We start from the raw sequence: 13012 nt of genomic DNA on the forward strand, positions 1-13012 counted from the left end.
CGCGGTCTCATCGCGCAGTCTCGGAGACGTGCCCGTACGCGTCACTGATTCGGCTGTAGGCGTCCTGTGGCAACGACAGCGACAGTGCGCTCAGGTTGTCTCGGAGCTGGTCGACGGTTCGCGGTCCGACGACAGGTATCGGCGTGAACGCCGCGTGCCGCTCGTGTGCGAGCAGCCACGCGAGCGCCACCTGCGTGGGTGTCGCGTCCAACTCCTCCGCGACGGTTCGGATGGTATCGAGGACTCGCCAGTCGCGCTCCGGGCGGTCGAGGAACCCCCGATCACGGCTGGCTCGCGACGCACTCGGCTCCGGTGTCGACCGCTCGTACTTGCCGGTGAGGAACCCACCGGCCAACGGTGAGTAGACACAGATGCCGACGTTCGAGTCGACGCACGCGTCGAGGTACGGTGCGACCGGGGCACGATGGACCGCGTTGTACTTCGGCTGTGTGATCGATACCGGTTCCCAGCCGTTGACGTCGCTCGTCCACTGGGCTTTGACGAGCTGCCACGCGGCGGCCGTACTGAGACCGATGTGGTGGACTCTACCGGCCCGAACGGCATCGTCGAGCGTCGACAGCGTCTCCGTGATGGGGGTGTCGTCGTCCCACCGATGGAGATAGTAGATGTCGACGTAGTCGGTGCCGAGACGGTCGAGGGTCCCACGAAGCTGTGCTCGGACGTGCTTGCGGGACAGTCCAGCGTCGTTCGGACCATCGCCCATGTCCCCGTACACTTTCGACGCGACGACCACCGACTCGCGGTCGCGTCCGTCCAGCCACTCGCCGATGTAGCGTTCCGCACGCCCTTCGACGGGACGACCGTACGAGTTCGCAGTGTCGATGAAGTTGACACCTTGGTCGAAGGCCGTGTCGAGGAGGTCGTGGGCGGTCTCCCGGTCGATTATCTGCTCGTCGAGACGCCGCGTTCGGTCGGTGTTGACTGCCCGACCGAAGCGGGCGGTTCCGAGGCAGAGTCGCGAGACGCTCAGTCCCGTCCCGCCAAGTGTCGTGTACACACTCGACACTGGAGTGCCAGCGGCAAAAGTCCCGGTCGTTCGACGAGAACCCGACGCCGGAGCGAGCAAACCCCTGGTCGTCACTGTCGCCGCCCCACCAGTTCGGGGGTAGCTACCGTGGCGTCTCGCGGTCAGAGCGTGACGTCTGTCCAGTGGACGAAGTACGCGATGGGATACCAGTCGTGTTCGAGAAACGCCTCCAGACCGCCGACCGGGTTCTGGTTGCCGTACGTCCGGTTGATCGTCATCACGGGGACCGCTGCAGCCTGCTCCATCACGAACCGCTGGGCCTCCTTGACCGCTTCCACTCGGGCCGCCTCCTCGGGTGCGGACTTCGCCGTCTCGATTAGCTCGTCGAGTTCGCTACTCTCGATCATAGAGTTGTTGAACCCGCCAGTCGTTGCGACGTTGTCGCTGTGAAACGCCGAGTCGAGGAAGTCGACCGCGAAGTACGCGCCAGTTCCGCCCGTGAGCGTGTGGTACTCCTGATTCTCCAGTTTGCTGTAGAACGTCCCTCCCTCGACGACTTCGAGATTCACCTCGACGCCGACCTCACCGAGCAGCGACTGTGCGACCTCGCCCTGTGTCGACCACTGATTGAGGTCGAACGCGAGCATCGTGAGCGTCAGCGAGTCCCCGTCTTTGGTCCGCGTTTCACCCTGTGAGGCGTTCGTCCATCCCGCCTCCTCGAACAGTTGACGGGCCTTCTCGGCGGTCTCCTCGTATCCGACCTCCATCGCGGCTTCTTCGGTGAGTCCGTTGACGCTCGAGGGTGGCGCGAGCGCGTGAATCTGCGTCCCGTGTCCACCGACCGCCGCGTTGACGATCGGTTCACGTCGAATCGCGTGAGCAATCGCCTTCCGAACGGTGATGTCGTCGGTCGGGGACCGCTGCATGTTCAGCGGGAAGTACGCCGGATACGGGAAGTCGGTCTCGTGGACTGTCGCACCGTCGCTGTCCGCGACGTTCTCGATATCACTCAGTGGGATGTAGCTCGTCCCGTCGACGTTCCCCGACGTCAGTTCGTTGATTCGTGTCGTCGCCTCCGGAATGACGCGAAACTCGACAGCCGAGACGTTCGCTGGCCCGGTGTTGTCCGCGAACTCCGGTCCCCAGGTGTACTCGTCGAACCGGGAGAGCGAGATACTCTGGCCCTGGGACCACTGGTCGAACGAGAACGGACCGGTTCCGACGACGGACCCGACGCCGTAGTCTTCGCCCGCGTCGTCGACGGCCGCCTTCGAGACCATCCCCACGTACCAGTTCGTGAGCAGTGTCGGCAACCGGGGTTTCGGGCTGTCGTAGCCGACCGTCAGCTCCATCTCCCCGGTCGCCTCGACCCGTGCCGGGTCACCGAGGATGTAGGCGTTCGTCCCGACGTCGAGGAACCGATCGATGTTCCACGCGGCGGACTCCGCGTCGAACGTTTCGCCGTCGTGGAACGTCACACCGTCTTTGATGGTGAAGGTGAACTCGCTCGCGTCGTCGTTGCGCTCGGTGTTGCTGACCAAGTGCGGAACGGGCTTTTTCTCTTGGTCGAGGCGGAACAACGGCTCGGTGACGGCGTCGAGCACGAGCTGCTCGGGGACCCGCCTGGTCTCGTGCGTGTCGAGCGTGGTTGGTTCGCTCCCGAGGGCGAAGGTGAACGTCCCGCCGGAGCGACTACCACTATCTGGGTCGTCGTCCGTCCCAGTCCCTCCTCCACCCCCGTCGGTACTGTCGGTCCCGTTCCCTTGACCACCACCCAGACAACCCGCGAGCAGGGCCGTCGTCCCTCCGGCTCCCATCACTTTCATGAATCGGCGGCGGTCGTCTGACGGTACATCCGTCGGTGTAGTTGACTCGTTCGTCATGCGTGGCAACACACTACACACTATCGTTCTCGCACTTAAACGGTTGGTTCGTCGGCACGATTCGGAGACAGGGAACGGTGGAGGCGGTGGTGGCGTCCGACCGATGGCGAGCCGGTCCCGGACGATAGCTACCTGCCCACGGCTGCTCGGTCGAGATTCCCTGCGTCCGCGTTCGTAGCGTGGTAATCCGAACCTATTTGATTCGGTGTCGTGAGGAACTGGCATGAGTCTCCTCGACGAGAAGACCGTCGTCGTCACCGGAGGCGCGAGCGGTAATGGCCGCGCCATCGCAAAGACCAGTGCCCGGCACGGTGCGGACGTCGTGGTCGCAGACATCCAAGAGACGCCGAGAGAGGGTGGTGTTCCGACCCACGAGTGGATCGAAGACAACACGGACCGAGCGGCGACGTTCGTCGAGTGCGACGTGACCAGTACCGCGGCGCTGGAGCGCGCCGTCGACACTGCCGACGAGTTCGGTGGAATCGACGTCATGGTGAACAACGCAGGCGTCATCTCCGACACTCCGCTGCTCGAACTCGACGAGACGGAGTATCGGCGAGTGACCGACGTGAACGTCAAGGGCGTCGTCTTCGGAACGAAGGTCGCGGGGCTTCGACTCCTGGAACGCGGTGGTGGAGCGATCGTCAACGTCTCGAGTACGCTCGGCATCAGGGGGTCCGGAGCGTATCCGCTCTACTCCGCGACGAAAGGCGCGGTCCGGATGTTGACGTACTCGACCGCCGAGACGCTGTCTCCCGACGTCCGGGTGAACGCGGTCCACCCCGGAACGATCGAGACCCGAATGAACGTCGAGGACATCGACGTCCTCGATTCGGCGACCGGCGAGGACCTCCGAGAGGGGGTTCCCGCTGGTCGGTTCGGTCGCCCGGAGGAGGTCGCTGACAGCGTCGTCTACTTGGCCAGCGAGATGGCATCGTACGTCACCGGAAGTTCGCTGCTGGTCGACGGTGGGGAGACGAACGTGTGAGCGACGGTCGTACAGCCGGAACGCGTCGCCGACGTTCGTCGGTGGTCGTCCGAGCAGTTCGCACGAGTCGGTAGAGTGCCAACATCTTCGAGCGACCCGCTCTCGGAGGTCTCCCGGCATCAACCACGCGGCCGCGGTCGGTCCTCCGTGGCGCCGAGAACGACCCCAGACGGGCGATTCGGGTCCGGCCTCGTGAGGGGGTCGTTCGGTTCTACTCCCCCGACCGTCGCATCAGACTCCCGTACACTCGAACGCCGGCCAACTCGACGGCACCGTCGTGCCGACGCTGGACCCCCGGCGTCGGGACGGTCGGTGACCTGGGTCGAACCAGAACCGACCCGCGGCCGAGTCGAGTGAGAGAGTCGGCAACACGAACGGCAGGCGTGCATCCCGTTCGCCATCGGGAAACAGACGTGCTAGCATTCCCCGTGGCCCCGTCGGTGAACCACTCGAACTCGCCGTCCCAGCACGGTGGGGTCCCTCGTCGAAGGGACGACGCCCGACGCTCTCGGGAACGGGTGTCGATACAGCGGTAGCCGCCAGTGTGAGGGGAGTAGCGGGCCGTGTCACCCCGTCGCCAGACACAGATCGGAGGAACTGTAGCGGTCGTGAGCGGCCCCTGTCCGACGTTTTTGGCGCACTGTGCGTGTATCGTACGCATCGACGTCGTCGTTTCGACCGGCCGGAGCGGGAGAGAGTCACTCTACGGAGCGACTCGAGGCGTGAGTGGACGGATCTTCCGACGCTGGTGGCCACCATACCCACACGTCCGTTCGACGATGGGGAACGAGGTATCCGAACGACATACCGGTCTTTCGCCAGTCGACGGTGCTCGGTGACGGACTCGGGTTCACGCTCGTACTGCTCTCCGTCCGTGATTCACACTGCTGTGGTCGGCCGTCCCTCCGGTGTGGAGTGCCTCTCACACGCCTCGACGTACGCACCGTAGGATGGTAGAGATAACAAAAATAGTGGTGTTATACTCTCGCCGCCCGAGCTACGCGCACCGCACACTGGTCCGACCGTTCACGACACCGCAGACACGTTCTGCTGACTCCGGCTTACGAGTCGCCACTGGCGGACTCCAACGCCTCTCGATACCAGTCCGGAAGCGGCCTCGACGTCCCGGTTTCCACGTCGACGAACACCTGAACGGACCGGGCCGCCGCGAACGGCCGGTCCGAGTCACCATCGTGAATAACGTACTCCATCGGCACGCTCGACCGGCCCAGCTCGCCGACGGAGAGGTCGACCACGACGCTCGCCTCGCCGGCTATCGGTCGGACGAAGTCGACCTCCACGTGCGCGAGGACGGTGTCGATGTCGAGCATCGACATCTCGAGGACCGATTCGTAGAACGCGGTACGAGTCGCTTCGAGATACGTGACGTAGACGGCGTTGTTGACGTGACCCAACGGGTCGATGTCACGGAAGCGAACGGGAATCGTTGTCTGGAACGTCATACTCGGTGGCACGTCGCTCACCGAGATAACTTCACCTGCCGGGTCGAGCGGACCGACGAGTCGTCGACACCGACCGACGGGACGAGTCCGAGCGGTTGTGCCGGGGATCCGGACGAGTCTGGCGTGGGCCGCCGTACTGCTCGAATGGCTGGCCGCGTTCCCCAGAGAGCGGTATCGATGGTTACAGACTCGACCGGTCCATCGGTGTCCAGTCGTCGAACCCGTGTCCCTATCCGAGAGGATTCGTGTCGACTCCCGTAGGGTGCGCCAGAGGATGCCTGCGTGGTCGTTCGGTTCTCGTCGAATCACGACTACCCTGGCGGGTCGACTACCCTGCGCGTCACTTCCGGAGACAGGAGAATCCCCAGTCTCGACCCGAAACCCGGTTTCGTGTTGTCGAACGGTCCGTGGGGTACGACCCGGCCGAACCGGACGAGAGCGGTACCAGAACCACGGCCAACGGCGATGTCGACTGCGTTCCCACCCACCATCGGACACCCGAGTGGGGGGGCGTACGGAGGTGGGCCTCTCGGTTAATCGACAGTGCGGTGTACACGTCGCTCGCTGGTCAGAGTCACTGCAGCAGGTTTCTGACGACGAGAGACCCGATTAGCGAGACGAGCACGCCAGCCAACCAGACGAGTTCGGTCGCCCCAGTCCGACCATCGTCACGACGAGTGAGAATTAGATAGAGACGCATCTGGTCGAAGGTTTCGACCGCCTCTACTTAACAGTTCCACTCGCTCGTATCGGTCCGGTCGGCGCTCGCTCACCACCGTAGCGGATCCATCGGACGAAACGCTGGTGTGAGCGTCTTCAGCCGGACTCGCTCTCCGTCGTCCGGCGACCGTCAGAGACGCTGGCGTCCGGAGATGCCGTGTTGACGTACTCGTAGACCCTCACACCGGTGAACGACTGGGTCTCGGTGCGTGTGTGCCCCTCGCCGAGTACCGACCGGTAGCGTCGTTCTTGGCCCTCGGTGAGATGGGAGGCGACGAACCAGACCCTGCGATGCTCTCCGTCGAGGTGCTCGTCGATGGCCGCCCGAGTCGCATCCTCCGGGACCGGGACGACCACCAAGTCTCCGCGCGTCGCGTGGTAGTCGTAGGGCAGCGTTGCGCTGTCGGTCGAGACGATGACGAGGTCGCCTGGAGCTGCCTCCTCTTCGACGGTCGCCGTCGCCTCTCGCCACTGTTCTTTCTGGTCTGTGCCGTAGTGCGCCGGCAACGATGCGACGGCTCCGACGAGGACGATGGCCACGGCAGCGTACCGCACGTGTCCCCGCTCGAGTCGCGTCAGTCCGCCGCCAGCGAGGAGTGCCACGGCCAGCGATGCCCCGATCGTATACCGGTGGACGAAGATGGGTGTCACGGTGTACGAGAGGACGAATGGGACCAGCACGGGGACGACCGCCCACGTGAGCAGCAGTCGGTTTCGGCGGTCACGAACGACCGCGATTCCGATATCGAGAAGCCGTCTCTCCTCCGAACGCTCACCCCCACGGGTACGGAACCGGTCCGTTCTAACGGCAGACCCGAAGAGACCGACCAGACAGCCGAGAACGATTACGGCGAATCCGCCGAGCGCGACGATCTCGGCGACGCCAACACCGTCTACGAGCGACCCCAGTGGCACCCAGTGTGCGAGATACGTCGTCGGGAGAGAGACGACACCGGGCGTCGGGATAGTGACCGCACTCGCAGCGTTGCCGGACTCGACTCCCGCGGTTTGGCCCGGACCCCCGAACACACGCAGCGCGAGCAGCGCTATCCAGGGTGTGGATAACACGGCCGTCACACCGACCGGCACGGTCCACCGCCGGAGGAAGTCGTACACGCCCGCTCTACCACCCTCGACGGAGAGAGACAGGAGGTAGAGTGCCTGTGCACCGACGACGAACAGTCCGTACGTATGTGTATGGACGAGTACGACCGTCGAGAGAACGTACCCCACGGTGTCGACCCGTCCGCCACCGGTCTCGATCCGGAGCAAGAACAGGTACGACGCGAGCGCCGCCGCCGTGAGGAGTGCGTACATCCGTGCTTCCTGTCCGTAGAAGACGTGAAACGGCGAGACAGCGAGGAACGCGGCCGCCGCGAAGCCGGCCCGTCGGTCGAACAGTCGCCGCCCGACCAGGAAGACGAGGGCGACGGCGAGCACACCGAAGAGGGCCGACAGCGCCCGCATCGCAACCAGTCCGTCTCCGACGAGGGCCGTCCACTCGCTGAGTGCGAGGAAGTAGAGTGGCGGGTTCGGGTCGCGTTGGGGGAGCCAGACGAGCAGTTCGGTGGTAGTCAGCGTCGTCGCGTGGTGGTGTGCGAGGGCCTCGTCGAGCCAGATACTCTCCGCTCCGAGGCGGTACAGGCGAAGCGCAGCCGCGATACCGAGAGTTACGACGAGCGCGAGGCTGGAGTGGACCGACCGACGACTCCCGTCCGTGTGTTCAGCACGGAGGGAGGTGAGCTGTTCGGACAAGCGACCTGACATAGTCCTCTGAGTTAGAGAGTGTCAGTTGCCGACGACATTAAGTCTGTCCCCGAGTTCTGCATCCGGTACCCACTGCCCGTCGGTGGCGGTAGACGGGAGTACGAGAACGTGGCGTGGAGGAACGACACCTGAACGAACGGGCGACCCCATGTCGTCGTGAGTGTGCGTTCGAGTGCCTCGCACCTGACTTCGACGGACCCACCGTTCGACCGCTGGGCGGGTCAGTGCCCGACGATCGGTTCCTTCAGAGCGACCACCTCGGACATGATCGCTTCGACGTTCTCTTCGTTCACCCCGGCGTCGACCAGTGCTTCTTCGAGGTATCGACAGACGGCATCGAAGTCGTCCTCGCCGATATCGAGGTGACTGTGGGCTTCACGCATGTTCGCACCCGAATAATCGACCGGGCCCCCTGCAACTGCACTCACGAACTGGACCTGATGGGCACGAAGTTCGGCCATGTCCATCCCCTCGAAGTATCCGACGAGGTCGTCGTCGGCCAGTACTCGGTCGTAGAAGTCGTCGACGACGTGTTCGACCGCTTCTCGACCGCCGATCTGACGATAGATGGTCTCGGACATCGACTATCTGAGACTCCGGTCTCTCACCCGAAAGCACCTCCTGCTACCGTCGTCGGGGTTTTAAGTGGGACACGTCGTATCGCCACCGCGTCCCGCGTCAGTTCACGCCGAAAGGATCTGGTCCAGCAGTTTGCGCTGAGCACGAGCTAGGTGTTCGGTGAACGTCGCGCCAGTGATGTCGAGTTCGTCCGCGACGTCGTTCCTGCTCGAACGCCTGGGCGTCTCGAAGTACCCCATCTCGTGGGCGGTCTCGAGCGTCTCGTACTGGCGGTCGGTGAAGCTGTCCCGGTCGACGAACAGCAGCCTCTCTTCCCCATCCGGTGCGGAGCGAGTGAGCCGACGGATTCGTACCGACTCGGCGCGCGCTCTGACGTCGGTGACGACGTCGCGGACCGTCGGAACACCTGCCGCGATGAACGAGAGGTGAAGCGCGCCCGATTCCGCACGAAGGTCCCGAACGGGACAGCCGTGATTGGGTATCCGTCCGCACGGACAGTCGGCAGTGTCGTTGGTGAACCGGTGTACCTCCCGAGAGCCGTCGGCGAACACGACATCGGTACCGGGTGACTCGAGTTCGTTCTGAGCGGTACGGTCGACGGTCAGTTCACCGATGACACCACCGTCGCCACCTGCCGTACGGATCGATTCGACCTCACAGTCCTCGCTGATGGAGGTGACTGGACACACGTCGGTACCTTCGACGACCATCTCTACGTGAATCCCCGTGGCCATCACTGGCGGTTCGAGTCGACCGTGTAAGTCCTGACCGATACGCGGAGGGACACTACGACCTGTCGATATTGTGCCAACGAATGCTCACGGGACGGGGTGGCTTTCCCTCGGGTCGATTCGTGCTGACTCGGCTGTTCGACGTGTGGCGCGTGTAACAGGAGCTTCGGTTCCTCTGCGTCAGTATCGACTCCAGAGTCTCACCCACCGCCGAAGAAGCTCCTGAAGTTCTCGTGACGATGGTGTTCCGCCGTACACCGAAACGGTATCAGTTCCGGAGGAGCCATGTTCGCCGGAGGCATCACGCTCCCAGTAGAGCCAGATGGTGTCATCCCCCCGCCCGAGCCCCATCTGTTCGACGGGGAACGTCAGCGTGAGTACCTCCGTCGTGCGCTCGTGGTCCCCGTGGCCGGTGGTCGTCTCCGTCACCTCGCCGTCGTCGGTTGGACGAGCACCCGCTCCATCGTCGAGCGTGCTTCGAGAGCCAAGACGATAGCGCACATCCCGCTCGGTGGGGTCGAACGTCTCCCGCTTGCCATCCGAGTTCAGAAACTCCGAAGGGTGCACGACGACCGACACACGGTCGTGCTCGTCGAGATCGACGAAGTTCTCCTCGTTTCGCGGCTGGACATGGATGTCCAGTTCCACCGGAAAATGTGCCGCTGCGACACCACCGAACACAGGGACGGCAGCGATCCCCGCGCCGATTCCAGCGGTGCGTCTGAGGAATCGACGGCGGTCGACTCCGTAGGAGCCGGACTGTTCTGAACTGGGTGACACATCGTCGGACATGATACGACTGCCGATACAGAGAGTACTCAATTACGGATTCTGGTGCGTTCGACGAACGTACTAACCGCGTAGATGAACTGTCCAACGAAACGCTCGGACACCGGAACGCACGTGTGCCGCTGCGACGACGGAGACACGCTCTCTGTCCACCGATACTGGTAAGCAGTGGGCGGGGGTGGCTGCAGGCTGATTCGCGGTGACTCGGCTGATAGACGCGTTCCGCGCCTGTATCAGTTGAGTTACTGTAGATGAGTATGGCAATCAACGAGGGGTTCTGACGACCTCGAACAGGTCGCAGCGAGCGAGAGGTCCTCTCGTCGTTCACGTCCTCCGATAGCGTGGGGACTCCATCGCTGGAGGAGAGAGTTTGAGACATCCGTGCCGAAGATAGTCTCCAGCTATACCAACTGCTATAGCTCGAGAGTTATACTGTACAGTTAAGTTCGATAGTTATACCAAGTAGTTGGAAGCGATAGCGTCCGCTCACACAGTCCGTTCCCTCCTTGAGGATACGACTCGGTCCCACCGGCGCGGCGGGAACGCTACGCCCCGCTTCACTGCTCGACCACCATCGCCCCAACCACATCTGGATCGAGCGTCGCCTGCACCTCCGTCGCTACTGTCGTCCGTAGTTCAACTCCCCCTTTGACGGTGAGGGACCCGGTTCTCCTGTAGCGACGTCTCGGGGCGACCTGAGAGGTGGACGCGACTTCGACACGCCTACCGACCTCCTGAACAACACGCCGACCATCGGCGAACCGACGGGTATCGGTATCGACGACGAACAGGCCGCCGAGTGAAAAACGGCTCCGCTCGTGAAGCCGACCACTCATCGGGAAGACGTCACTCGTCGCTCCTGCCCGCTCACGTCCCACCCCTGAGTCCAGTGGACGGTGGATGCACCCTGCGACATGGACCGTGGGCGGGCCTCACAGGTAGACCGGAACCGCAGGACAGTAGCTTCACCTCCTGTCGGTGCAGTACGTGTGATGCATCGCTCATGTTCGGGAGACCCGAAGTGTGAGTCTCTCACCGAGGCTGAAGGACCGGCCGGACTCGCGGCTCCTGATTCCTACCGCACGTTAGCGACGAGGGGTTCGTTATTCACCATCTCGATGAATCCGTGCCACTCATCCAATTGTGGGATAGATGACAAATAAATGCCGTGATTGAGGCACGTGTTTACCGTCCTGTGTTGAGGTATCATATCTGCCCGTCGTGAAGCGATGGGCGTCACACGCGATGTAGAGGCTGTCGGACCCCACTGGTCGCATGCGGCTTCTCCCGGGACTCCCCGGGAACTCGCTTCCACTTCCGTCTGGTTCCAGTGCCAATACGCGGGAGGCTGTCTATCGGCCACGAGGTGAAGTCCATGTTATCAACAGGGTGGGCGACCAAGGCTTTCCGACTGGCTCGTCAACTGCGAACTCCGAGACTAGGAATTCCCCTGTGTCTCCGTCTCTCTGATACGGGGATGGTGGACACTAGTCGTCGTGTCCCCGTGACATGGTCCATACGCGTGGCCGTCGTGCGGAATACACCACACAGTATTACCCGCCGTTTGATGAACAGAGAGCGTGAGTGTATTTGTTGATAGCATTGAACACACCTCTTCGACGGCGGGTGAGTTCGTAGTCGTCTTTGATAGATTCCGTAGCCAGACGGGGAGGTGCCAGAGTCAGTCAATAGGAGGGGGCTTCTTGTGTTCGCGTGTGACGGCTGTACGGGTATCTTTTGCCACGACAATCGTGGTACTACACACGGACGATGACGCAAAGCGACGACGCGACTACCCAGACGAGGAGACCGTTCCGATTAGCGTCGCTATCACAGAGGCAGTCCGCGCTCACGAAACCCAGCGGTCACTACGGAACAGTTCAGTCTGTTCGATCATATCGACCCCGACGCCCTGAATCGCCTGGTCGACGACTCCGTCGGCGTCGACTTCTCGATGGAGTTCCATCTCCCCGAGACACTCGCGACACAACGCTACCAGCTTAGTCCACCGAGAAGTTGAGGGCACGTCCGGTGAACAGCGGTCACTCGTCTTGGACCGCTTTCAGGTCGAGTCGTGGAGCAAACGACTTGTACGTCTCGTCACTGGAGACGATTGTGTCACCACCGGATTCGACGAGATGGAGCGCGTCGAAGGGTGTGAACCCGTGGTCTTCGACGTAGGTCGCAGCTGTGACGACCGTATCCACGTCACCACGCACGTCGAGCAGGGCAGCCGCATTCGTTATGACTCGCTCCGTATCTCGCCCTTCACGGTACGCGACCATGAGAAGTTCGACGAGTGTGAACTGGGACGTCCACAGTTCGTCCTGATAGTCGTGGTAGACGGCCGCTGCGGCCTCACCGAGCCAGTCTTCGTCCTTGATGAGTGCCAGAAGGAAGTCCGTTTCCGCGTACATTCAGCGTCCGGCCTCGTCCAGCGCGGCCTTGCGTCCTTCCTGACGGAGTTCTTCCGCCGTCTTCTCGACGTCTGCGAACTCGGAACGGAGGGCATCGAGCGGATCGTCCTCGACTGGAACCAACTTGATGCCGTCGTGAAGTTGGACGATACGGTAGTGTTCGCCGTATCGCTCTCGAACCTCTTTCGGAAGCGTGAGACGTCCACGACCGTCCAGCGTTGCTTCGGACATGTTCTCAACTACAGTGGGTCGATACAAGAGCCTTACCCATTTCGTACCTCCTTACCCACCATATGGAATCTCGTCGTTTCTGCATGTGTCCTCTAAGTCGGTCACGCCGGTGGACAATATGAACACGGTCTGGCAGGGACGACAGTGTTTCACTCGCGGCACGAGTGTATCGAACAGTTCTGCTCGCCGGAAGATTCAAACTGTAAGCCAAACTACAGCAGACCATGGCCTCCAATGTGGTTGATGCAGACGATTTCTCATCCGTCCGGGTCCTGACGCCGGTGAATATCGGACTTGTTCTGCTTGGTATCGCGTACGCTGTGTTGACGCTCGCTGACGTCATCGATTATCCGTGGCTCTCGGTCGTGTTCATTCTCGTGGGCGGTGGGGTAGTCTCATATAGAGCATACCGACGGGATTCGTGAGCGACCCACGCTCTCTATCTAACTAAACCGG

General features: G+C 62.5%; 13 protein-coding genes. 2 read left to right on the forward strand and 11 right to left on the reverse strand.

Annotated elements, in window-relative coordinates; translation table 11 throughout:
* Positions 1-7: 7 nt before the first annotated feature.
* The gene (locus tag GQS65_RS02815; RefSeq protein WP_394351423.1) at positions 8-1027 is read right to left on the reverse strand and encodes an aldo/keto reductase; all 1020 of its coding nucleotides are present in this window, start codon (positions 1025-1027) and stop codon (positions 8-10) included.
* A 122-nt stretch (positions 1028-1149) separates the two neighbouring features.
* Complete coding sequence (locus GQS65_RS02820; protein ID WP_158203161.1) at positions 1150-2814, reverse strand: ABC transporter substrate-binding protein; 1665 nt, start codon at positions 2812-2814, stop codon at positions 1150-1152.
* A 280-nt stretch (positions 2815-3094) separates the two neighbouring features.
* Between GQS65_RS02820 and GQS65_RS02825 the strand changes: the two genes are divergently transcribed.
* A complete protein-coding gene (locus GQS65_RS02825; RefSeq protein ID WP_158203162.1) occupies positions 3095-3859 on the forward strand; it encodes an SDR family oxidoreductase in 765 nt (254 codons plus the stop codon).
* 1061 nt (positions 3860-4920) lie between these two features.
* On the opposite strand, the gene GQS65_RS02830 is transcribed toward GQS65_RS02825, so the two are convergent.
* From GQS65_RS02830 to GQS65_RS02865, 9 genes are all read right to left on the reverse strand, one after another.
* A complete protein-coding gene (locus GQS65_RS02830) occupies positions 4921-5322 on the reverse strand; it encodes an acyl-CoA thioesterase (RefSeq protein WP_158203163.1) in 402 nt (133 codons plus the stop codon).
* Between the two features lie 574 nt (positions 5323-5896).
* Positions 5897-6022, reverse strand: coding sequence for a hypothetical protein (locus tag GQS65_RS21820; protein WP_267902876.1), 126 nt, complete (start codon positions 6020-6022; stop codon positions 5897-5899).
* 116 nt (positions 6023-6138) lie between these two features.
* The gene (locus GQS65_RS02835) at positions 6139-7797 is read right to left on the reverse strand and encodes a glycosyltransferase family 39 protein (RefSeq protein WP_158203164.1); all 1659 of its coding nucleotides are present in this window, start codon (positions 7795-7797) and stop codon (positions 6139-6141) included.
* Positions 7798-8030: 233 nt separating this feature from the next.
* Positions 8031-8390, reverse strand: a complete 360-nt coding sequence (locus GQS65_RS02840; protein ID WP_158203165.1) for a group I truncated hemoglobin — start codon at positions 8388-8390, stop codon at positions 8031-8033.
* Between the two features lie 102 nt (positions 8391-8492).
* Positions 8493-9122: a helix-turn-helix domain-containing protein gene (locus GQS65_RS02845; protein WP_158203166.1), complete on the reverse strand. Its 630-nt coding sequence runs from the start codon at positions 9120-9122 to the stop codon at positions 8493-8495.
* A 177-nt stretch (positions 9123-9299) separates the two neighbouring features.
* Complete coding sequence (locus tag GQS65_RS02850) at positions 9300-9767, reverse strand: hypothetical protein (protein WP_368279778.1); 468 nt, start codon at positions 9765-9767, stop codon at positions 9300-9302.
* Between the two features lie 698 nt (positions 9768-10465).
* A complete protein-coding gene (locus tag GQS65_RS02855; protein WP_158203167.1) occupies positions 10466-10744 on the reverse strand; it encodes a hypothetical protein in 279 nt (92 codons plus the stop codon).
* Positions 10745-11950: 1206 nt separating this feature from the next.
* On the reverse strand, positions 11951-12325 hold the full coding sequence (locus GQS65_RS02860; protein ID WP_158203168.1) for a type II toxin-antitoxin system VapC family toxin: 375 nt from the start codon (positions 12323-12325) through the stop codon (positions 11951-11953).
* On the reverse strand, positions 12326-12556 hold the full coding sequence (locus GQS65_RS02865) for an AbrB/MazE/SpoVT family DNA-binding domain-containing protein (protein WP_158203169.1): 231 nt from the start codon (positions 12554-12556) through the stop codon (positions 12326-12328).
* Positions 12557-12780: 224 nt separating this feature from the next.
* On the opposite strand from GQS65_RS02865, the gene GQS65_RS02870 reads away from it, so the two are divergent.
* Entirely contained in the window at positions 12781-12981 is a 201-nt protein-coding gene (locus GQS65_RS02870) for a hypothetical protein (protein ID WP_158203170.1), read from the forward strand.
* The last annotated feature ends 31 nt before the right edge of the window (positions 12982-13012 follow it).

Source organism: Halomarina oriensis, assembly GCF_009791395.1.
In the GTDB taxonomy this organism is placed as follows: domain Archaea; phylum Halobacteriota; class Halobacteria; order Halobacteriales; family Haloarculaceae; genus Halomarina; species Halomarina oriensis.